We start from the raw sequence: 21,982 nt of genomic DNA, 5'->3' as shown, positions 1-21,982 counted from the left end.
GTAAAACAGGGTGGGGAGTTCAGGAACGCACCACCAGCGCGTCGTAGCCGCGCCAGCGATAGTTGGCCATGGAGATGAGCCAGCAGGCAACGAACAGCCCGACAACCACAAACCCGGCGTTGCCCAGGTTGTCATTTACCGCGCCGATCAGATCCCAGATGCCGCCGCTGAGGGCAAATTTATCCATCAGCAGGCCCAGCGCTTCCAGCCCGCCGATAAACAGCGCCACCACCACGGAGGTGCCGGTGATGGTCATGTTGTAGTAGAGCTTGCGCTGCGGTTTATCAAACGCCCAGCCGTAGGCACCGACCATCAGCAGGTTATCGAGCGTATCCACCAGCGCCATGCCGCTGGCGAAGAGCGCCGGGAAGATCATGATTGACCACACGGACATCCCGCTGGAGGCGCTGGCGGCGGAGATCCCCAGCACGCCAATTTCGGTGGCAGTGTCAAACCCGAGGCCAAACAGGAAACCCACCAGATACATCTGCCAGCTTTTATTGACGAGGCGGAAGGTTTTACCGAACAGCCAGTTCATAACGCCCCCCTGGGCAGGCAGCGTGACGTCACCCTGCACCGTCTGGCCCTTTTTCAGCGCCTGGAAACTGCGCCAGACGCCGCGCAGGATCACCATATTCACCAGCGCCATCGCCAGCAGGAAGGTGGCGGATACCGCAGTGCCAATCAGGCTGCCGGTTTCGTGGAACCATTCCATGTTTTTCTGAAACGCCGTGGCGGTGGCGGCGATGGCAATGGAGGCCAGCACCACAATGGTGGAGTGCCCCAGCGAGAACCACGCCCCCACCCCGCACGGGCGTTTGCCCTGCTGCATCATCTTACGCGTCACGGTATCAATGGCCGCGATGTGGTCGGCATCCACCGCATGGCGCAGCCCGTAGCACCACGCCAGCAGGCTGGCGGCCATCAGCGCCGTGCTGCCGCTAAAAGAGTGCCATGCCCATCCCCAGGCCAGCAGGTTTGCCATTACCAGAGCCAGCAGCAGAAGCGCGGCGCGAGGTTCGTTGCGTAACAGTCGTAACATTTTAAATCCTTTTTGAACATGACCGGGCAGCGGCAACCACCGCCTGCCCGAAGGAGATCGCTCCGTCACCTGCGGGCAGGCGCGAAGGAAAAAGAAGCGTAAAGTCAGAGAGATGATGACGCAGGCGAGCGCGCAGCAGGCGGTTGTGCAACACGCCGCCGCTGAAGCAGATTGTCGAAATCGATAAGCGTCGGGCATGGCGCGCGGCGAGCTGAGCCAGCCCTTTTGCCAGCGCGTCGTGAAACGCCCACGCGCGCTCGCAGGGCTCCGCCTGCCAGTTCAGCCACTGCTGCCAGAACAGCGCAAGGTTATTCGCTTTCAGAATCACCGGATGGTCAACGCCCGCGCACTGCGATGCCAGCGCCTCCAGCCTGCACGCTGCCTCGCCTTCGTAGCGCTGCGCGTCAATGCCCAGCGCGCAGGCGACCGCGTCAAACAAACGACCGCAGGACGACGCCTGCGGCGCGTTGATGCCACGCTGGATCGCCGTTGCCAGCAGCGGCCAGCTGTGGCGCTGAACCGCTCGCGTTTCCGGGTAGCGTTGCCAGTCCGGGACAAACGCCAGGCAGTGGGCGAGCAGATTACGCCACGGCTGCTTTGCCGCCAGATCGCCGCCCGGCAGCGCCACGGCAGGCAGGCCGCCGAGCCGTTCGCAGTCGAGATAGTTCACCCGCAGGCACTCTCCTCCCCACAGCGCGCCGTTCTCGCCCATGCCGATCCCGTCCAGCGTCAGAGCGATAGCGTCTCCGCCGCCGAGCGGCCAGCCGTTCTCCGCCAGGCACGCCGCCGCGTGAGCGTGATGATGCAGCACGGTTTCGACGGGCAGCGCCTGCTCCTGCGCCCACCGGCGCGCGCGATACCCCGGATGGGCATCGCACACCAGCTTATCAGGCTGGAAAGCGTAGATGTCCTGCATCGTCGAGAGCGCGCTGCGCCACTGCGCCTCTACGCCCTCGTCGCTCAGATCGCCAAAGTGCTGGCTCAGCACCGCCTGGTTGCCGCGCACCAGGCAGAAGGTGTTTTTCATCTCTGCACCGGTACACAGCATGGCGGGGATATTCTCAAAACCCGCGGGCAACGTGACGGCATCGGGCACAAAACCCCGGGCACGACGCAGGATAGCGCCATCCCGATCCATCACCGAATCATCCATGCGCTGCAGGATGTCGCGGTTGTGCAGCAGGAAGCCGTCCGCGATGCCGCCGAGCTCCTCCAGCGCCTGCGCGTTGGTGACGGCAGGCGGCCTGCCACTGAGGTTGCCGGAGGTCATCACCAGCGGGCGCCGGCAGTCCATCAGCAAAAGATGCTGGAGCGGGTTCGCGGGCAGCATCACGCCTACGCAGTCGAGCCCTGGGGCAATTTCCTCGGGAAACGCGGGAAGCGAAGCTTTCGGCGTCAGCACGATCGGTGCCGCGGGCGAGCGTAACAGCGTCTGTATCGTCTCCGGCAGATCGTCCGCATCCGGTAGCATCACCGCCAGCGGCTTCGTCGGGCGCTGCTTGCGTGCCCGCAGCGTCGCCACTGCCTGCGGGTTAAGCGCGTCGCAGACCAGATGAAATCCCCCCAGCCCTTTAACCGCCACGATCCCGCCGTTTTTCAGCCTCTTCACCGCCGCATTTAAGGCCGATTCGCGAGTGGCAATAGTGTCTCCGGCTCGCCATTCCAGCTGCGGCCCGCAGTCCGGGCAGGCCACCGGCTGGGCGTGGAAGCGGCGGTCGGCCGGGTTGCGGTACTCGGTTTCGCACGGCGCGCAGAGCGGGAATGTGGCCATCGACGTGGCCGGACGGTCGTACGGCATGGCGCGGATAATGGTAAACCGCGGCCCGCAGTGGGTGCAGTTGATAAACGGGTAACGATAGCGGCGCTCGCGGGGATCGCGCATTTCAGCCAGACACGCCGGGCAGGTGGCGGCATCCGGCACGATTTGCGTATCCATCGCCCCGCGATCGCTGTGGCGGATGGTAAAGTCCTCAGGCATGTCCGCCCAGGTGAACGGCTGCGTTTCAACGCGATCGATGCGCGCCAGCGGTGGGCAGTCCTGATGCAGCCTCGCGGTAAAGTCCCCCCCATTACCCGCGAGACGCACCAGGACACCCTCTCCGTCGTTGCAGACATCGCCCACAAGCTTCAGCCGGTGCGCCAGCTGCCAGACGAAGGGCCGAAACCCCACGCCCTGCACTTTGCCGCGCACCCGAAGCAGTACGCCGTTAACGCTCATCGCAGCTTAAAACAGCAGCGATGACGAGGTGTCGAACGCCGCGCGACGGCGTTTTTCTGCGCTCATCTGCTCAAGCTTGTCACGATCCACGCAGACCAGCGCGTGCGTCGGGCAGGCCTCCATACAGGCCGGGCCGGCTTCGCGGTGATAGCAAAGATCGCATTTATTGGCTTCGGCTTTCTCTGCCCGCACGCTCAGCCCCATGCCGCTGTTGCGCACCACCGGGCGGACAACCACCTCCATCGCGCCATACGGACACGCCACCACGCAGGTTTTGCAGCCGATGCAGCGCTCCTGCATCACGTGCACAAAGCCCTTCTCGCGCTTAATCGCCCCGTTCGGGCAGACGTTCGCGCACGGCGCATCTTCGCACTGGCGACAGATGGCGGCGGTGGAAATATTCACACCTTTAATGACGTGAATGCGCGGCAGGAAGGTATCGGGAGTGAGAGAGGCGCAATCCTGCTCCGCCTGGTGGGAAACCACGCACGCCACTTCACAGGTACGGCAACCAATGCACTTGCTGGCATCGGCCATAATAAAACGGTTCATCTGCTTCTCCGGCATAACTGTTATGCGCGAAGCTATTCATAAACCGTGCCAATATTTAAGTTACTGATTTTTAATCATAATAAAAACGCAGCGTTTCTGTCATCGTCATTAGTGACGATGACAGATGTCGACGTCAGCGGTGCGGGCCATCGGTAACGGAGTCGCGCAGGACAAGCTCGCCAGAAAAGGTTTGCTGATATTTGAACTCTCCGCCGTCGAGCATGAAAATCAGGCGACTGACGATCTCCTGGATCATCGCCGTCACCGGAATACGCACGCTGGAGAGCGACGGCACGATGTAGGGCGCAATCGCCACGTCGTCAAAGCCGATAACGGACACCGCGTCCGGCGTGGCGACGCCGCTGTCGTGCAGCTGCTTGATGGCGCCGATCGCCATATCGTCGTTGCTCGCCACCAGCGCGGTAAACGGTTCGCCGCGGGAGAGGAGTTGAGTGACCGCCGCCGCGCCGCTGGCCGGGTTCCACTTCCCTTCGGCGATAAGCGCGTCACGCGCTGCAATACCGTGCTGCGCCAGCGCATCCCTGTAACCGGAAAGACGCTCAACCCCGGTGGGGGAATCCAGCGAACCGGTGATAAAGGCAATCTCCCGGTGCCCTTTCGCAATCAGCTGCGACACCGCGTCCTGACACGAGGCTTTATGATCGGACCAGACGCTGTGGCTGCTGTTTTTCCGCAGGCGGCGGTTAAGCACCATAATCGGCTGCTCGCATTTCTCGACGAGCTCGTCCAGCTCTTCCACGCTCAGGAAACGCGGGTAGATAATTACCGCATCGCAGCGCATATCCAGAAGATACTGGATCGCCTCGCGCTCTTCTTCGGCGCTGTGCTTGCCGTCGGCGAGGATCAGCTGCCGCCCTTTTTCTTCCGTCATCCGCGCGGCGTTAAACAGCAGCTCGCTAAAGTAGACGCCGTGATACAGGGTGTTGGTCACTACCAGCCCAAGCGTCTGGGTGCGTTTGGTCGCCAGGTTTCGCGCCAGCAAGTTTGGGCGATAGCCGCTCTCTTCGATGGCCTGAAAAACCCGGTCTTTGGTCTCCTGGCTAACGTAGCCGTTGCCCGATAACACCCGGGAAACCGTCGCTTTCGACACGCCTGCCCGCTTCGCCACTTCCAGCATCGTGGTCATATTGTTCTTCCATCCGAAACTCATGCGGGCAGTGTACTGCACCGCGAAAAAATTGTCGCAGCGACGACGTCACGCTTTCTACACCCCACTGCGATCTTCATCACGAAAAGAAAAAATGTCCAAAAAGCGGTCTTGTTTCAACAAAAGAAACTCATGATGATTATGTGGAACCGGTTTCCTACATTTCACACAACGATAACAGGAACAGATCCGATGGCCAAAAACTACGCTGCGCTGGCAAACGACGTTATCAGCGCGCTGGGCGGCAAAGAGAATATCGTCGCCGTCACCCACTGCATGACGCGCCTGCGTTTCGTTCTGAAAGACGAAAATCTTACCGACGTTGCGCGCCTGAAAAGCATCAGCGGCGTGCTTGGCGTAGTGCGTAATGACAACCAGTGCCAGGTGATTATTGGCAACACGGTTTCACAGGCGTACCGCGAAGTAGTGAGCCTGCTGCCCGTTGACCTGCAGCCCGTGGTACCGGAAGGCCCGCAGAAGCTGACGTTACGCCGCATTGGCGCCGGGATCCTCGACGCGCTGATCGGCACCATGTCGCCGCTGATCCCGGCGATCATCGGCGGTTCGATGGTCAAGCTGCTGGCGATGATCCTCGAAATGACTGGCGTACTGGAAAAAGGCGCGCCGACGCTCACCATTTTGACGGTCATTGGCGACGGGGCGTTCTTCTTCCTGCCGCTGATGGTGGCGGCCTCGGCGGCGGTGAAGTTTAAAACCAACATGTCGCTGGCGATTGCCATCGCGGGCGTGCTGGTGCACCCGAGCTTTATCGAGCTGATGGCGAAAGCCGCGCAGGGCGAGCACGTTGAGTTCGCCTTTATTCCGGTGACGGCGGTGAAATACACCTATACCGTCATCCCGGCGCTGGTCATGACCTGGTGCCTGTCGTATATCGAACGCTGGGTGGATCGCATCACCCCGGCGGTGACCAAAAACTTCCTCAAGCCGATGCTGATCGTGCTGATTGCCGCCCCGCTCGCCATCGTGCTGATTGGCCCGCTGGGGATCTGGATCGGTAGCGCCATCTCCGCGCTGGTTTACACCATTCACGGCTACCTGGGCTGGCTCTCCGTCGCCATCATGGGCGCGCTGTGGCCGCTACTGGTGATGACCGGGATGCACCGCGTGTTTACGCCGACCATCATTCAGACCATTGCCGAAACGGGCAAAGAAGGAATGGTGATGCCGTCAGAAATCGGCGCCAACCTGTCGCTCGGCGGCTCGTCGCTGGCGGTGGCATGGAAAACGAAAAACCCGGAACTGCGCCAGACGGCGCTGGCCGCGGCGGCCTCCGCCATCATGGCGGGGATCTCTGAACCGGCCCTGTACGGCGTAGCGGTACGCCTGAAGCGTCCGCTGATTGCGAGCCTGATCAGCGGCTTTATCTGCGGCGCGGTGGCGGGTATGGCAGGCCTTGCCAGCCACTCGATGGCGGCGCCGGGGCTGTTTACCAGCGTGCAGTTCTTCGACCCGGCCAACCCGATGACCATCGTCTGGGTGTTTGGCGTAATGGGGCTGGCGGTGGTGCTGTCATTTGTTCTGACCCTGCTGTTAGGGTTTGAGGATATCCCGGTCGAAGACGAGGCTGAAAAAGCGCGCGCCCTGCAGACCGCACCGGTACAGAACAACGCAGCAAAAGCATAAATTGAAAGCGAGGTAAGAATGTCTGTTTTTCCACAAGGATTTTTATGGGGCGGCGCGCTTGCCGCCAACCAGAGTGAAGGTGCTTACCGTGAAGGCGGCAAAGGACTGACGACGGTCGATATGATCCCCCACGGCGCGAACCGCCTGGCGGTGAAGCTGGGTAAGGAAAAGCGTTTTTCGCTGCGTGACGATGAGTTTTACCCGAGCCACGAGGCGATTGATTTTTACCATCGCTATAAAGAAGACATCGCCCTGATGGCGGAGATGGGCTTTACGGTGTTCCGCACCTCGATTGCCTGGAGCCGCCTCTACCCGAACGGCGACGAGCCGCTGCCGAATAAAGAGGGCATCGCCTTCTACCGGGCGGTGTTTGAAGAGTGTAAAAAGTACAACATTGAGCCGCTGGTAACACTTTGCCACTTCGACGTGCCGATGCACCTGGTGACGGAGTACGGCTCCTGGCGCAACCGTAAGATGGTCGATTTCTTCGCCCGCTACGCCCGCACCTGCTTCGAGGAATTTAACGGGCTGGTGAAATACTGGCTGACCTTCAACGAAATCAACATCATGCTGCACAGCCCGTTCTCCGGCGCGGGGCTGGTGTTTGAGGAAGGTGAAAACGAGGATCAGGTGAAATACCAGGCCGCGCACCACGAGCTGGTGGCGAGCGCGCTGGCGACCAAAATCGCTCACGAGGTGAACCCGGAAAACCAGGTCGGCTGCATGCTGGCGGGCGGAAATTTCTACCCGTACTCCTGCAAACCGGAAGACGTGTGGATGGCGCTGGAGAAAGACCGCGAGAACCTGTTCTTTATCGACGTGCAGGCGCGCGGCAGCTATCCGGCCTACTCCGCCCGCGTGTTCCGCGAAAAAGGCGTTGTGATTGTGAAAGACCCAGGCGATGACGAACTGCTGAAAAACACCGTCGATTTTGTCTCGTTCAGCTATTACGCCTCGCGCTGCGCGTCGGCGGACATGAACGCGGGCAACACCAGCGCGGCAAACATCGTGAAGTCCCTGCGTAACCCGCATATTCAGGTAAGCGAGTGGGGCTGGGGCATCGATCCGCTCGGCCTGCGTATCACCATGAACATGATGTACGACCGCTACCAGAAGCCGCTGTTCCTGGTGGAAAACGGCCTCGGCGCGAAGGACGTCATAGATGAAAATGGCGAGATCAACGACGACTACCGCATCAGCTACCTGCGCGAGCATATCCGCGCGATGGGCGATGCGATTGAGGACGGCGTGCCGCTGATGGGCTACACCACCTGGGGCTGCATCGACCTGGTGTCGGCCTCAACGGGGGAGATGAGCAAGCGCTACGGGTTTGTGTACGTTGACCGCGACGACGCCGGCAACGGCACGCTGGACCGCAAGCGCAAGAAGTCGTTCTGGTGGTATAAGAAGGTGATTGCGAGTAACGGGGCGGATCTGGCGTAGCCAGTTGCCCGGTGGCGCTGCGCTTACCGGGCCTACGGTTTTGTAGGCCCGGTAAGGCGTAGCCGCCACCCGGCACTGCTCAGAGCGGAGAAAACCCTCCGTCCCCAACCCACCCCGCCAGCCGCGAATACACCTCCTCCACCGCCGCCTTCACCGGCGGCGTCATCGGGTAATAAAACCCGACAATGTCCGGCTGAATTCCTAAAAACAACACCTCGCCCACGTCGTCTTTAATCTGATCGACCAGGTAGTTCAGCGGCATATTGTGGGTGGTCATCATAAACATCTCGGCGATGTCGTCCGGATCAATCAGGCGGATTTCGCCCGGGTTGAGCCCCATATCGGTGGCATCGACGATTAGCAGCCTTTCCGGGTGCAGCTCGCGAATGGCGACCACATCGTTTTCCGGCGCGCTACCGCCGTCGATTACCACCCAATCGCCCTGCGGGTTCGCGGCGCACATTTCTGCCAGAAGCGGGCCCGCGCCGTCGTCGCCCATCATGCTGTTGCCGACACACAGTAAAACGTCAGTCACGTAATCTCCTCACCATCAGGTAGATGGCGCTCTCCTGATGAATATCGTGCAGCATGCCGAGCAGCGTTTTGCTCCACGCCTGCTGCGCCGGGGTTTGCCTGCCGAGCGCCGCGTCAAAGGCGTTGGCGAGCATCGTGATATGGTTGGCGTCGATAACGATCTCGCCGTACTTCGGTACGCCCTCCATCTTGCGCCGCGCGGTGCTGCCCTCCTCCAGCGTGGCGATCCACGCCAGGTATTCCGTCCACGGGCAGCTGAGCGCCGCCTCCAGACAGTCGATCACCCCGAGGTGGTGCCCAATCGCCAGGCTGTAATAGACCACCTGCTGCGCCGCATCCGGCGTGGCATCGTTCTCATCAATAAACTTACGGCTCAGCTGGCTGAACACCACCGTTTCACTCATCGGATACGCGCCTCATCCACAATGCTGTTCAGGTTTGCCACGATCTCATTGAGACGCGGATCGTTTTCCGCCTCCAGCCAGCGCGCCACCTGATGGTCGCCCTGGCTCAGCAGGCGCAGGTAATCGTCGGCAATCTGGCGACCGTAGCGATAGCCCGCCAGCCTGCGCGCCGTGCGGTCCACCTTCACGCGCAGCGGCTGCACCATGTCCGGATGCAGAATGGCCGCGGGCTGGTTGTCGATCTCGCCAGGTGCGCGGGCGTGGATCTTCTGCTCCAGCAGGCCGAGCGCCATCGCAAAGCCGTACAGCGTGGCGGCGGGCGTCGGCGGGCAGCCCGGAATATAGACATCCACCGGCACGATTTTGTCGGTGCCGCCCCAGACGCAGTAAAGATCGTGGAAGATGCCGCCGCTGTTGCCGCAGGCGCCGTAGGAGATGCAGATTTTCGGATCCGGCGCGGACTGCCAGGCGCGCAGCGCGGGCGATCGCATAGCGCGGGTCACCGCCCCGGTAAACAGCAGAATGTCCGCATGACGCGGGGACGGTACCACTTTGATGCCGAAGCGCTCGGCGTCAAACAGCGGCGACAGGGTGGCGAAGATCTCGATCTCACAGCCGTTGCAGCCGCCGCAGTCCACGCGGTAGACGTAGGCCGAGCGTTTGATTTTTTTCAGTAGCGACGCCTTCATGCTGGCGATGGACTCCTCCACCGTCAGCGGCACCGGAATGCCGTTATCGTCGCGCGGGCCGAGTAAGTTTTCCATCAGCTGGCCTCTCTCATATGGCGGGTAATATCAATGCGGTCGGACGGCAACAGGCACTTCTGACGTTTGCACTCCGGGCAGGTTTCGAAGCTTTCGCGGTGATGCTCCGCGCGGGCGTCGCCGTTGTGCTGCAGCAGCGCGATGGCGTAGTCGATCTCTTTTTGCACGGCGAACGGACGCTTGCAGACGCGGCAATTGCACAGCGCGAAGCGCGACTGCTGGAGAAAATCCTCTTTTTTCCACACCGCCAGCTCGTACTCCTGGGAAAGTCGAATGGCGACCGTCGGGCAGACCTCCTCGCAGCGGCCGCAGAAGATGCAGCGCCCGAGGTTAAACTGCCAGGCCAGCTCGCCGGTTTTAAGATCCGTTTCCACCGTTAAGGCGTTCGACGGGCAGGCGTTGACGCAGGCCGCGCAGCCGATGCACTGCTGCGGGTTGTGCTCCGGCTTGCCGCGAAAGTTTTTATCCACCGGGATCGGCTCCAGCGGATAGCTGCTGGTCTGCGCGCCGGTTTTGATCACTTTTTTGATAAAGGTAAACATGGCGTGTCCTTATTTCAGCGGCGAGTTCTTGCGCTCAATGCTGTAGCGCTCAAGCTCTTTGTACGGCACTACCTGGCTTTTCTTCTTGCGCACGTCCACCACCGTCATGCGGTCGGTGCAGGAGTAGCACGGATCGAGGCTGCCGATGATCAGCGGCGCGTCAGAGACCGTGTTACCGCGCAGCATATAGCGCAGGGTAGGCCAGTTGGCGTAGGTCGCCGCGCGACAGCGCCAGCGGTAGAGCTTCTGATTGTCGCCGGTCATGCTCCAGTGGATATCATCCCCTCGCGGCGCTTCGGCAAAGCCGAGAGCAAAGCGGTTTGGAATGTAGGTGAAGCCCTCCACCATCAGCGGACCGCCCGGCAGGTTATCGAGGCCAAAGTCAATCATATTCAGGGCGGTGTAGACCTCGTTGATACGCACCTTGAGGCGAGAAATAACATCGCAGCCCTGTTCGCTGTGCACGGTCATCGGCAGCAGGCCGTAGCCGACGAACGGGTGATCGGCGCGGGTGTCACGGGCGTGGCCGCTGGCGCGCACCATCGGGCCGACATTGCTGAAGTCGCGGGCAATTTCCGGATCGAGGCGACCAATCCCGACGGTGCGCTGCTCGATGTTTGGCGTGCTGAGCAGCATGTCCACCAGCTCCTGCACGTCCCGGCGCATCTGCTGCGCCAGCTGGCGGGTCTTGATCATGTCGTCTTTCAGCAGGTCGCGGCGGATCCCGCCGATCAGGTTCAGGCCGTAAGTTTTACGCGCCCCGGTGAGAATTTCCGCCATCTTCATCGACGCTTCGCGCACGCGGAAGAACTGCATAAACCCGGAGTCAAAGCCGACGAAGTGACACGCCAGGCCGAGGTTCAGCAGGTGCGAGTGCAGGCGCTCCACCTCCAGCAGAATGGCGCGGATCATCTGCGCGCGCTCCGGCACCACGATCCCCATGCCGTTTTCCACCGAGGTGGTGTAGGCGGTGCTGTGGGCGAAGCCGCAGATGCCGCACACGCGGTCAGAGAGGAACGTGACCTCGTTGTAGCCCATGCGGGTTTCCGCCAGCTTCTCCATGCCGCGGTGGACGTAGAACAGGCGGTAGTCGGCGTCGATGATGTTTTCGCCGTCGACGAACAGGCGGAAGTGGCCCGGTTCGTCGGAGGTGACGTGCAGCGGGCCGATCGGCACCACGTTGTTCTTCTTGCTGCCCAGCTCGTTGATGAACTCGTAGGTTTCGCTGTCGGTGGTCGGGGCCGGACGCTGGCGGTAATCCATGCTGTCCTTGCGCAGCGGATAGAGTTCATCCGGCCAGTCATCCGGCAGCACCAGACGACGCTCGTCCGGCAGGCCGACCGGCACCAGGCCGTACATGTCGCGCACCTCGCGCTCACCCCAGACGGCGGCAGGAACGCGCGGCGTCACGGACGGGTATTCCGGCTTATTCGGGTCGACTTCGACGCGCACGGTGAGCCAGCACTTCTCGCCCTGCTCCATCGACATCACGTAGTACACCGCGTAGTTACCGCACAGCTGACGCTCGTCGTTACCGAACAGCACCGACAGCCAGCCGCCCTGCTGGTAATAGAGAAACTCCACCACTTCCGGCAGGTAGTTCACCTTCACGGTAATGGTGATCTGATCTTTGGTTTGCCAGGACTCCTCCAGCACCACGCCGGGGAAAGCCTGATGCAACGCGGCGAGATACTGCTGACCTTTCTTTTCTTCAGACATAAACACTCTCTTTAATCACGCCACCAGCAAGGAGACGAACGCTAAAAATGCAAAACCAAAACCGACCCAGGTGATGCGCGAGGTTGCCGCAAAACGCAGACGCGCCATGCTGTTCTCAAACAGGGCGATGACCAGCACGCCGACCAGCAGCTTGAGGGCGGCCACCACCACGGCCAGCAGCAGGCCGCCCACAGAGAAGTGCGTCATCTGCCCCCACGGGAAGAAAACGCCCACAAACATCTGCAACACCACCAATTGCTTAAGGCTGATGCCCCACTTCAGCACCGCGAAGCCGTAGCCGCTGTACTCGGTGAGCGGCCCCTCCTGCAGCTCCTGCTCCGCTTCCGCGAGATCGAACGGCAGCTTGCCCATCTCAATAAACGTGGCGAACGCGCAGGCGCAGAGTGCCAGCACGAGCGGGATGGAGCGGGCCACCGGCCAGTGGTAAACGGTGTCGGTGATAAAACTGATATGGGTCGAACCTGCAACCTGCGCGGCTACCCACAGCCCCAGCAGCAGGATCGGCTCCACCAGCACGCCGAGCATCGCCTCGCGGCTGGCGCCGATGCCGGTAAACGGGCTGCCGGTGTCCAGGCCCGCAATCGCAAAGAAGAAGCGCGCGATGGCGAAGAGGTAGATGAGCGTAATCAGATCGCCGAGCACCGGCAGCGGCGAGCTTACCGTGACCACCGGCAGCGCGGTGGCGATGGTGAGCATCACGCCGACCATCACGAACGGCGTCAGGCGGAACACCCAGCCCGCGGCATCCGGCGCGACGCTCTGGCGAGAGAGCAGTTTGAAGAGATCGCGGTACTCCTGGAGCACGCCAGGCCCGCGACGGTTGTGCATTCGGGCGCGCGCCACGCGCGTGATGCCCGACAGCAGCGGCGCGACGGCGAACAGCACCAGCGCCTGAAGAATTGCCAGTAAAAGACTCATGTCAGGCTCCTCGTGAAATCACAATCACCACCAGCACCGCCAGCTCGATCAGCGCCAGTCGGCGGAACAGCACGGGCACGGCAGCACTCTGCCAGCCCGGCACCCAGCCCTGCGGGTTAAGCCACTGGCGCAGCTTTAACACGGCGGCGAAGTTCTCCTTCACCGGCATGGCAAAACCGTGGGCGGTGATAACCATTGACGGCTCGTGTTCATAACCGCAGGCCCACGCCGCGCCGCGAGAGCGGGAGGCGAGACGGTCGCGTCTGAAGAACAGCATTAGCACGAACGGCAGGAGCGGCCCGGCGATCAGCAGCAGCGCCATCATCGGTTGGGAGACAACGGTATGCGCCGTCGCCAGCGGCAGCGGAACGGCGTGGCCCAGCAGCGGCAGCAGCCACGGCGCGGCAACCCCGCCCGCAATGCAGCACAGCGCCAGCGCGACCACGCTGGTGGCCATCAGTACCGGGGCGCAGCAGGCGTTTTCCGCTTCACGGGTACGCGGCGCGCCCAGGAAGGTGACGCCATAGACTTTCGCCATGCACATCACCGCCAGCGCCCCGGTAATCGCCAGGCCCACCGCCAGCAGCGGGCCGAGCAGCCGCGCGATAAACGCGTCGCTCTGGCCGAGCGCGAAGAAGGACTGATAGATCACCCACTCCCCGGCAAAGCCGTTCAGCGGCGGCAGCGCGGCCATCGCCATCAGCCCCACCAGCATGGCGAGTGAAATCATCGGCATCTTTTTGCCAATCCCACCGAGCTTTTCGATATCGCGATGGCCGGTGCGGAACCAGACGCTGCCCGCACCGAGGAACAGAGTGGTTTTAAACAGGCTATGGTTGACGAGGTGATACAGACCGCCGACAAACCCGGCGGCAATTAGCGCCGGCTGGTTGAGCGCCAGCCCGGTGACGCCCGCGCCCATGCCGAGCAGGATGATGCCGATGTTTTCCAGGGTGTGATAGGCCAGCAGACGCTGGATGTTGTGCTCCATCAGGGCGTACAGGCCGCCGACAAAGGCGGTGATCATCCCCGCAATCAGCAGCGCTACCCCCCACCACAGCGGCGGCTGACCGCCCGTCAGGGTAATCGTCAGGATACCGAACAAACCGACCTTCATTACCACCGTCGAAAACAGCGCGGCGGCGGGCGCAGAGGCATTCGCGTGCGCCTGCGGGACCCAACCGTGCAGCGGGATAATCCCGGCCAGCAGGCCAAAGCCGACTGTGCCCAGCAGCCAGACGTCGTTCCCCAGCGGCTGGCCGTTAAGCGCGGCAAAATCCAGGGTGCCGAAACGCTGCCACACCAGCCAGCAGGCCAGCGCCAGCAGCAGCGTGCCGAGGCGTCCGAGCGCAAACCATAGCTTGCCGGAGGCGCTGCAGCCGGTCAGGAACACGCCACACAGCGCCATGATCTCCGCCATCACCACCAGCGCGCCGAGGTTGCTGGCGATAACCGTGCAGACCGCGGCGGCCATCAGCAGATTGACCAGCAGGCCGTTGGCTTTGGTCTGCTGATGGCGGTGCCAGTCAATATTGAACAGGCTGATAAACAGCCCGCACAGGCCAAAGGTCACCAGCCAGATGGCGTTCAGCGGCGTAATCGCCACGGTATGGCGAATCAGCGGCATGAGTGTTTCCACAGATTGTCCGCCGAGCAGGACGACACCGCCCGCCGCCAGCGTCATCAGGCTGCCGACTGCCCCGCCGATACCGGCTATCCAGCCGCTCAGGGTTTTATGGAAAGAGAACACCAGCGCCAGCGCGGCGGCAGCGGCAAAGTACGCCACGGCGCTGTTAATCATAAATATCACGTTCATTTCGCCCCCTCGTTTAGCACCTGCAGAAGCGAAAGATCGCCGACGTCGGTATTAATGGTCAGCTCGCGTTTGCGCCTGCTGGTGCGGGCGATATCGCGGATGTTAACCAGGATCAGCGCTTTGGTCGGGCAGGTCCGCACGCAGGCCGGGCCCTGTTCGTCAAAGCTGCACAGGTCGCACTTCACCGCAATAGCGCGGATGCCGGGCACCCAGTCCAGCAGCGTGCTCACGCGTGCCGGAGCCGGTGGCGCAGGCGGCGCTTTCGGGGTATTGGCGTTCGCCGGGATATGCAGCGGGCGGCTGCCGGAGAATTCAATGGCACCGAACGGGCAGGCGATGCCGCACAGCTTGCAGCTCACGCACAGGCTTTCGTTCAGCTGGACCGCGCCATCGACGCGGGTGATGGCATTGACGGGACAGACGCCCGCGCAAGGGGCATCTTCACAGTGGTGGCAGAGCTGCGGGGCAGACTCTTTCTCATTACGCATGACGCGCAGGCGCGGCATGGACTGCAGCCCGTGCAGGCGGTGCGTTTCCGAACACGCCGCCTCACAGGTCCGACAGCCAATACAGACCGTCGAGTCAGCAATTACAAAACGGTTCACCGGGCAATCCTCTGGTGATGGTCATTTTTGACGACGAAAAACTGTCTCATCGACACTTTTCGACATTCGGTTATCAGGCAAGATTTGCGGGGGCCTTTCCCACGACGAGCTGTTTGAGGTCGACCGGCAAGTCGTGCTCAACCGCGGCGTAGAGACCGTTGTAAACCGGCGCGATTTTCTCCAGATAGTGCTCAAGCACCTGCTGGCGATCGCGGTTGCTGACGTAGCCGTCGACCATGCCGTCGGCCATCAGCTGCGCCTGCGCAATACGTTGTTTTTCACCCTCTTTATTCTCAACGTAGTACTCGATGGTGTGGCTGTTAAAGCTGTCTGCCAGGGTCACAAAGACCGTGAAATGACCGAACAGGACAAAGCGCATATCCCCCTGCGCCGCACAGCTCATTGCATGATGCAGTCGGGCTTTTGACAGGGTGATCCCCTGAACCAGAGAGTTACAGTAGAGGTGCCACTGATCCTGAAGCTGCTGGTGGCGCTGCGCGATGTAATCCGCTTTTTCGCTAATTTCCCAAATAGTCATAGAAGGTATCCGATTAATGGAGATAGCGGCTGTTAAGCAGATTCCGTGCCAGTTTTTAATTTGTTGATTTGAATGATTTTTATCAAAAAAGACACTGTCAACGCCGCCGTGTCGACGTGTCATTTCGACAGCGCTGACATCGTCACGCCGTAACGCAAATCAAGCTGGCACCGTTATTGCATTTACTGGCGCAAATCATTGAGGAGGCGTCATGCACGAAATCACCCTCTGCCAGCGGGCTCTGGAACTTATCGAACAGCAGGCAGTGCAAAACCACGCGAAGCGCGTCACCGGCGTCTGGCTGAAGGTCGGGGCGTTTTCCTGCGTCGAGACCAGCGCCCTGAACTTTTGTTTTGAGCTGGTGTGCCGCGGCACGCTGGCGGAAGGCTGCGCGCTGCATATCGACGAGCAGCAGGCGGAGTGCTGGTGCGAGCAGTGCCAGCAGTACGTCACCCTGCTCTCATCAAAGGTTCAGCGCTGCCCGCAGTGTCAGAGCACGGATCTTCGCATCGTGGCGGATGACGGTATGCAGATCCAACGCCTCGAAATCGAGAAGGAGTAATGTATGTGTAGCACCTGCGGTTGCGCCGAAGGCAACCTGTTTATAGAAGGGGATGAACACCGTCCCCACTCCGCGTTTCGCTCCGCGCCCTTTTCCCCTGCCCCGCGTCCTGCGGCGGCCCTGACCGGCATCACCTTTGCGCCGCAGCGTTCCGACGCGGGCGATCTGCATTACGGCCACGGCGAAGCGGGCACCCACGCGCCGGGCATAAGCCAGCGCCAGATGCTGGAGGTGGAGATCGACGTGCTGGACAAAAATAACCAGATCGCCGCCCGCAACCGCGCCCGCTTTGCCGCGCGTCAACTGCTGGTGCTGAACCTGGTCTCCAGCCCCGGCTCCGGCAAAACCACGCTGCTGACCGAAACGCTCAAGCGCCTGAACGAACGCGTCTCCTGCGCGGTTATCGAAGGCGATCAGCAAACCGTTAACGACGCGGCGCGCATCCGCGAAACCGGTACGCCCGCCATTCAGGTTAACACCGGCAAGGGCTGCCACCTGGATGCGCAGATGATTGCCGACGCCGCCCCTCGCCTGCCGCTGGCGGATAACGGCATCCTGTTTATCGAAAACGTCGGCAACCTGGTATGCCCGGCAAGCTTCGACCTCGGCGAACGGCATAAAGTGGCGGTGCTTTCCGTGACCGAAGGGGAGGACAAGCCGCTGAAGTACCCGCACATGTTCGCCGCCGCCTCCCTCATGCTGCTGAACAAAGTCGATCTGCTGCCGTACCTGAACTTCGACGTGGATAAGTGCCTTACCCATGCCCGCGAGGTGAACCCGGACATTCACATCCTGCTGGTTTCCGCCACGCGCGGCGACGGCATGGACGCCTGGCTGGACTGGCTGGAGAGCGAACGATGTGCATAGGCGTACCGGGACAAATCCATTCCCTCGACGGCAATCAGGCCAAAGTGGAGGTTTGCGGCATCCTGCGCGACGTCGACCTGACGCTGGTGGGCAGCACCGATGAGACGGGCGCGTCGCGCCTCGGCCAGTGGGTGCTGGTCCACGTGGGGTTTGCGATGAGCGTGATTAACGAAGCGGAAGCCCGCGACACGCTGGACGCGCTGCAAAACATGTTTGACGTGGAGCCGGACGTGGGCGCGCTCCTGTACGGCGAGGAGCGCTAGCCTATGCGTTACGTTGATGAATACCGCGCGCCAGAACAGGTGATGCAGCTTATCGGACATCTGAAAACGCGCGCGGCGCTGCTGGACTACACGAACGAAAGGCCGCTGCGGATCATGGAGGTGTGCGGCGGGCACACGCACGCCATCTTCAAGTTTGGCCTCGACCAGCTGCTGCCGGAGAACATCGAGTTTATTCACGGCCCCGGCTGCCCGGTGTGCGTTTTGCCGATGGGGCGTATCGACAGCTGTATTGAAATTGCCGGCCAGCCCAACGTCATTTTCTGCACCTTTGGCGACGCGATGCGCGTGCCGGGGAAAAACGGCTCGCTGCTGCAGGCGAAGGCACGCGGCGCGGACGTGCGGATCGTTTACTCGCCGATGGATGCCCTGACGCTGGCAGAGGCTAACCCTGAGCGCAAGGTCGTCTTTTTCGGGCTGGGTTTTGAAACCACCATGCCCGCTACGGCCATCACGCTGCAGCAGGCGAAAGCGCGCAACGTCACTAACTTTTTCTTTTTCTGCCAGCATATTACGCTCATTCCCACGCTGCGCAGCCTGCTCGAAGAGCCAGACAACGGCATCGATGCGTTTCTGGCGCCGGGCCACGTCAGCATGGTAATTGGCACAGACGCCTACGGTTTTATCGCTGAGCAGTACAATCGTCCGTTAGTGGTAGCTGGTTTCGAACCGCTTGATCTACTGCAAGGCGTAGCCATGCTGGTTGAGCAGAAAATAGCGTCCCTGAGCGCGGTCGAAAACCAGTACCGCCGCGTGGTGCCCGATGCGGGAAATGAACGGGCACAGCAGGCGATAGCCGACGTGTTTAGCGTTGAGGGCGACAGCGAGTGGCGCGGGCTGGGGCTGATTGCCGAATCCGGCGTGCACCTGACGCCTGCCTATCGCGAATTTGATGCCGAAGCGCACTTCCGCCCGCAGCCGCAGCAGGTGTGCGACGATCCCCGGGCCCGCTGCGGCGAGGTGCTTACCGGCAAATGCAAACCTCATCACTGCCCGCTATTTGGCAACACCTGTAACCCGCAAACCGCGTTTGGCGCACTGATGGTCTCCTCTGAAGGGGCATGCGCCGCGTGGTATCAGTATCGCAACCAGGAGTGTGAAGCATGAACACGGTGGAAATGGCGCACGGAAGCGGTGGACAGGCGATGCAGCAGCTGATTAACCGGCTGTTCATGGAGGCCTTTAATAACCCCTGGCTCGCCGAGCAGGAGGATCAGGCGCGCATCGCGCTCTCAACCCTCACCGCACACGGCGACCGGCTGGCGTTCTCCACCGACAGCTACGTGATTGACCCGCTATTCTTCCCGGGCGGCGATATTGGCAAGCTCGCCGTCTGCGGTACGGCCAACGACGTGGCCGTCAGCGGCGCCATTCCGCGCTACCTCTCCTGCGGATTTATCCTCGAAGAAGGATTACCGATGGAGACGCTTGCGGCAGTGGTCAACAGCATGGCGCACACCGCCCGCGAGGCGGGGATCGCTATCGTCACCGGGGATACCAAAGTGGTCCAGCGCGGCGCGGCGGATAAGCTCTTCATCAACACCGCCGGAATGGGGGCGATCCCCGCCGACGTTCACTGGGGCGCGCAGCAGCTTTCGGTGGGCGACGTGCTGATTGTCAGCGGAACGCTGGGCTGCCACGGGGCAACCATCCTGAACCTGCGCGAAGGCCTGGGGCTGGACGGCGAGCTTCGCAGCGACTGCACGGTGCTCACCCCGCTTATCCAGACGCTGCGCGACATACCGGGCGTCAAAGCCCTGCGCGACGCCACCCGGGGCGGAGTGAATGCCGTTGTCCACGAGTTCGCCGCAAGCAGCGGGTGCGGGATTGAACTGAGCGAGCGCGCCCTGCCCGTTAAGCCTGCCGTCCGGGGGCTGTGTGAGCTTTTAGGGCTTGACCCGCTAAACTTTGCCAACGAGGGCAAGCTGGCGATCGGCGTGGAACGTTCGGCGGCGGAAGCCGTACTTGAACAGCTTAGAGCGCATCCCTTAGGGAAAGACGCGGCCATCATTGGCGACGTGGTTGAGCGCAAAGGGGTGCGCCTGACCGGACTTTATGGCGTGAAGCGCACGCTGGATCTACCGCACGCTGAGCCGTTACCCCGAATTTGCTAGAACCGCGCCATAAGCGGTCAGCAGTGAAGTCTCTTTTTTGCCAGTTTCTATTGGAAAGCAATAATGCCGTATACACCGATGAGCGATCTTGGACAGCAGGGCCTGTTTGACATCACGCGCACACTTTTACAACAGCCCGATCTCGGCGCGCTGAGCGATGCCCTGACGCGGCTGGTCAGGCAATCAGCGCTGGCGGACAGCGCGGCGATTGTGCTCTGGCATAGCGGAACGCACCGCGCGAGCTACTATTCCACGCGCGAGAATGGCAAAACGTTTGAATACGAAGACGAAACGTACCTCGCGCACGGCCCGGTGCGCCGCATTCTCTCCCGGCCTGAAGTGCTGCACTGCAATTTTGAAGAGTTTCGGATGGCATGGCCGCGGCTGGCAGAGAGCAATCTCTATCAGCCTTTCGGTCATTACGGCATGCTGCCGCTGGCGGCGGAGGGCCATATCTTTGGCGGCTGCGAGTTTATCCGCAATACCGACCAGCCCTGGAGCGAGTCGGAGTACGAGCGGTTGCATACCTTCACCCAGATTGTGGCCGTCGTCGCGGAGCAGATCCAAAGCCGCGTCACCAATAACGTGGATTACGACCTGCTGAGCCGCGAGCGCGATAACTTCCGCATTCTGGTCGCCATCACCAACGCCGTACTCTCAAGACTCGACATGGACGAGCTGGTCAGCGAAGTCGCCAAGGAGATCCACCACTATTTCAGGATCGACGCCATTAGCATCGCGCTACGCGGGAACCGCAAAGGCAAGCTGAACATCTACTCCACCCACTATCTTGATGAGGCCAACCCGGCGCACGAGCAGAGCGAGGTGGACGAAGCGGGCACCCTTTCTGAGCGGGTATTTAAAAGCAAAGAGATCCTGCTGCTGAATCTCAGCGAGCAGGACCCGGTGGCGCCGTACGAGCGGATGCTGTTTAACACCTGGGGCAATAAAATTCAGACCCTGTGCCTGCTGCCGCTGATGTCCGGCAGCACCATGCTTGGGGTGCTCAAACTGGCGCAGTGCGATGAAGCCGTGTTTACCACCGCCAACCTGAAGCTGCTGCGCCAGATCGCCGAGCGTATTTCCATCGCGCTGGATAACGCCCTCGCCTATCAGGAGATCCACCGCCTGAAAGAGCGGCTGGTGGACGAAAACCTGGCGCTGACCGAACAGCTCAACAACGTGGACAGCGAGTTTGGCGAAATCATTGGGCGCAGCGATGCCATGTACAGCGTGCTTAAGCAGGTGGAGATGGTGGCCCAGAGCGACAGCACGGTGCTGATCCTCGGTGAAACCGGCACCGGTAAAGAGCTGATAGCCCGCGCCATTCATAACCTGAGCAACCGCAACAGCCGCCGGATGGTGAAGATGAACTGTGCGGCGATGCCCGCGGGTCTGCTGGAAAGTGACCTCTTCGGCCACGAGCGCGGCGCGTTTACCGGGGCCAGCAGCCAGCGGCTGGGCCGTTTCGAACTGGCGGATAAAAGCTCGCTGTTCCTCGACGAAGTGGGCGATATGCCGCTGGAGCTGCAGCCCAAGCTGCTGCGCGTTTTGCAGGAGCAGGAGTTTGAGCGCCTCGGCAGCAACAAGCTGATCCAGACCGACGTGAGGCTGATTGCCGCCACCAACCGCGACCTGAAAAAGATGGTCGCCGACCGCGAGTTTCGCAGCGATCTCTACTATCGCCTGAACGTCTTTCCGATCTGCCTGCCGCCGCTGCGCGAGCGCCCGGAAGATATTCCGCTGCTGGTTAAAGCCTTTACCGCCAAGATCGCGCGCCGGATGGGGCGAAACATCGACAGCATTCCCGCCGAGACGCTGCGCACCCTCTCGTCGATGGAGTGGCCCGGCAACGTGCGCGAGCTGGAAAACGTCATTGAACGCGCGGTACTGCTGACGCGCGGGAACGTCCTTCAGCTCTCTTTGCCTGAAGTCTCCCTTCAGGAAGCCCCCACGCTTTCGGCAGAAGTCGCGCAGGAAGGCGAAGATGAATATCAGCTGATATTGCGCGTACTGAAAGAGACCAACGGCGTGGTAGCCGGACCGAAGGGCGCAGCTCAGCGGCTGGGGCTGAAACGCACTACCCTGCTCTCTCGCATGAAGCGTCTGGGAATCGATAAAGAGAGCCTGCTTTAACCCGTCATTCCGGCGCCGCTTATGGCGCCGCTTTTCGTCACCCTGCGCAATTGTCCCTCATTGACACAATATATTTTCCTCTGTATAAAATTCC

Annotated in this window: 21 protein-coding genes; 8 read left to right on the top strand and 13 right to left on the bottom strand. The window is 61.4% G+C overall.

What is annotated here, in order from left to right; genetic code table 11:
• Positions 1 to 19: 19 nt before the first annotated feature.
• The 4 genes from IM265_RS09660 to IM265_RS09645 form a co-directional block, all read right to left on the bottom strand.
• Positions 20 to 1,042, bottom strand: coding sequence for a HoxN/HupN/NixA family nickel/cobalt transporter (locus IM265_RS09660; RefSeq protein ID WP_045261259.1), 1,023 nt, complete (start codon positions 1,040 to 1,042; stop codon positions 20 to 22).
• 1 nt (position 1,043) lies between these two features.
• Positions 1,044 to 3,260: a carbamoyltransferase HypF gene (hypF, locus tag IM265_RS09655; protein WP_126326384.1), complete on the bottom strand. Its 2,217-nt coding sequence runs from the start codon at positions 3,258 to 3,260 to the stop codon at positions 1,044 to 1,046.
• A 6-nt stretch (positions 3,261 to 3,266) separates the two neighbouring features.
• Positions 3,267 to 3,812 (bottom strand): electron transport protein HydN, encoded by a 546-nt coding sequence (gene hydN, locus IM265_RS09650; RefSeq protein ID WP_008499565.1) that lies wholly within the window; start codon positions 3,810 to 3,812, stop codon positions 3,267 to 3,269.
• A gap of 133 nt (positions 3,813 to 3,945) precedes the next feature.
• Positions 3,946 to 4,959 (bottom strand): LacI family DNA-binding transcriptional regulator, encoded by a 1,014-nt coding sequence (locus tag IM265_RS09645; protein ID WP_032644912.1) that lies wholly within the window; start codon positions 4,957 to 4,959, stop codon positions 3,946 to 3,948.
• Between the two features lie 213 nt (positions 4,960 to 5,172).
• Here IM265_RS09645 and ascF point away from each other — a divergent pair, with 213 nt between their 5' ends.
• Positions 5,173 to 6,624: a PTS cellobiose/arbutin/salicin transporter subunit IIBC gene (ascF, locus tag IM265_RS09640; protein WP_045261256.1), complete on the top strand. Its 1,452-nt coding sequence runs from the start codon at positions 5,173 to 5,175 to the stop codon at positions 6,622 to 6,624.
• Between the two features lie 18 nt (positions 6,625 to 6,642).
• Entirely contained in the window at positions 6,643 to 8,067 is a 1,425-nt protein-coding gene (locus IM265_RS09635) for a 6-phospho-beta-glucosidase (protein WP_045261255.1), read from the top strand.
• A gap of 79 nt (positions 8,068 to 8,146) precedes the next feature.
• Here IM265_RS09635 and hycI read toward each other — a convergent pair whose 3' ends face one another.
• From hycI to hycA, 9 genes are all read right to left on the bottom strand, one after another.
• Positions 8,147 to 8,602 carry a hydrogenase maturation peptidase HycI gene (gene hycI / locus IM265_RS09630; RefSeq protein WP_047367502.1) on the bottom strand — a complete coding sequence of 152 codons (456 nt, stop codon included), beginning with the start codon at positions 8,600 to 8,602 and terminating at the stop codon, positions 8,147 to 8,149.
• Positions 8,595 to 9,005, bottom strand: a complete 411-nt coding sequence (locus tag IM265_RS09625) for a formate hydrogenlyase maturation HycH family protein (protein ID WP_059358065.1) — start codon at positions 9,003 to 9,005, stop codon at positions 8,595 to 8,597. Before IM265_RS09625 ends, hycI begins: the two co-directional genes overlap by 8 nt.
• Positions 9,002 to 9,769, bottom strand: coding sequence for an NADH-quinone oxidoreductase subunit B family protein (locus tag IM265_RS09620; protein ID WP_028014210.1), 768 nt, complete (start codon positions 9,767 to 9,769; stop codon positions 9,002 to 9,004). Before IM265_RS09620 ends, IM265_RS09625 begins: the two co-directional genes overlap by 4 nt.
• Positions 9,769 to 10,311, bottom strand: a complete 543-nt coding sequence (locus IM265_RS09615; protein ID WP_041908477.1) for a formate hydrogenlyase complex iron-sulfur subunit — start codon at positions 10,309 to 10,311, stop codon at positions 9,769 to 9,771. The genes IM265_RS09620 and IM265_RS09615 overlap by 1 nt, the downstream gene beginning before the upstream one ends.
• Positions 10,312 to 10,320: 9 nt before the next feature.
• Positions 10,321 to 12,030, bottom strand: a complete 1,710-nt coding sequence (gene hycE, locus IM265_RS09610; protein WP_041908476.1) for a formate hydrogenlyase subunit HycE — start codon at positions 12,028 to 12,030, stop codon at positions 10,321 to 10,323.
• 15 nt (positions 12,031 to 12,045) lie between these two features.
• Complete coding sequence (locus tag IM265_RS09605; RefSeq protein ID WP_193031107.1) at positions 12,046 to 12,969, bottom strand: respiratory chain complex I subunit 1 family protein; 924 nt, start codon at positions 12,967 to 12,969, stop codon at positions 12,046 to 12,048.
• A gap of 1 nt (position 12,970) precedes the next feature.
• A complete protein-coding gene (gene hycC, locus IM265_RS09600; protein WP_193031105.1) occupies positions 12,971 to 14,785 on the bottom strand; it encodes a formate hydrogenlyase subunit 3 in 1,815 nt (604 codons plus the stop codon).
• On the bottom strand, positions 14,782 to 15,390 hold the full coding sequence (locus IM265_RS09595; protein WP_150144984.1) for a 4Fe-4S dicluster domain-containing protein: 609 nt from the start codon (positions 15,388 to 15,390) through the stop codon (positions 14,782 to 14,784). The genes hycC and IM265_RS09595 overlap by 4 nt, the downstream gene beginning before the upstream one ends.
• Positions 15,391 to 15,463: 73 nt before the next feature.
• Positions 15,464 to 15,928, bottom strand: a complete 465-nt coding sequence (hycA, locus tag IM265_RS09590; protein WP_041908468.1) for a formate hydrogenlyase regulator HycA — start codon at positions 15,926 to 15,928, stop codon at positions 15,464 to 15,466.
• Positions 15,929 to 16,139: 211 nt separating this feature from the next.
• Here hycA and hypA point away from each other — a divergent pair, with 211 nt between their 5' ends.
• The 6 genes from hypA to flhA all read left to right on the top strand — a co-directional run bounded on the left by hypA (position 16,140) and on the right by flhA (position 21,888).
• Positions 16,140 to 16,490, top strand: coding sequence for a hydrogenase maturation nickel metallochaperone HypA (gene hypA / locus IM265_RS09585; protein ID WP_063155082.1), 351 nt, complete (start codon positions 16,140 to 16,142; stop codon positions 16,488 to 16,490).
• Positions 16,491 to 16,493: 3 nt separating this feature from the next.
• Positions 16,494 to 17,357 carry a hydrogenase nickel incorporation protein HypB gene (gene hypB, locus IM265_RS09580; protein WP_193031103.1) on the top strand — a complete coding sequence of 288 codons (864 nt, stop codon included), beginning with the start codon at positions 16,494 to 16,496 and terminating at the stop codon, positions 17,355 to 17,357.
• On the top strand, positions 17,348 to 17,620 hold the full coding sequence (locus IM265_RS09575) for a HypC/HybG/HupF family hydrogenase formation chaperone (protein ID WP_028014219.1): 273 nt from the start codon (positions 17,348 to 17,350) through the stop codon (positions 17,618 to 17,620). Before hypB ends, IM265_RS09575 begins: the two co-directional genes overlap by 10 nt.
• A 3-nt stretch (positions 17,621 to 17,623) precedes the next feature.
• The gene (hypD, locus tag IM265_RS09570; RefSeq protein ID WP_193031101.1) at positions 17,624 to 18,745 is read left to right on the top strand and encodes a hydrogenase formation protein HypD; all 1,122 of its coding nucleotides are present in this window, start codon (positions 17,624 to 17,626) and stop codon (positions 18,743 to 18,745) included.
• A complete protein-coding gene (gene hypE, locus IM265_RS09565; protein ID WP_193031099.1) occupies positions 18,742 to 19,752 on the top strand; it encodes a hydrogenase expression/formation protein HypE in 1,011 nt (336 codons plus the stop codon). The genes hypD and hypE overlap by 4 nt, the downstream gene beginning before the upstream one ends.
• Before the next feature lie 63 nt (positions 19,753 to 19,815).
• Complete coding sequence (gene flhA, locus IM265_RS09560; RefSeq protein WP_088204199.1) at positions 19,816 to 21,888, top strand: formate hydrogenlyase transcriptional activator FlhA; 2,073 nt, start codon at positions 19,816 to 19,818, stop codon at positions 21,886 to 21,888.
• Positions 21,889 to 21,982: the final 94 nt, after the last annotated feature.

Source organism: Enterobacter cloacae complex sp. P17RS (genome assembly GCF_014895885.1).
GTDB lineage: Bacteria > Pseudomonadota > Gammaproteobacteria > Enterobacterales > Enterobacteriaceae > Enterobacter > Enterobacter bugandensis.
This window is presented reverse-complemented; position numbering and strand designations above follow the sequence as displayed.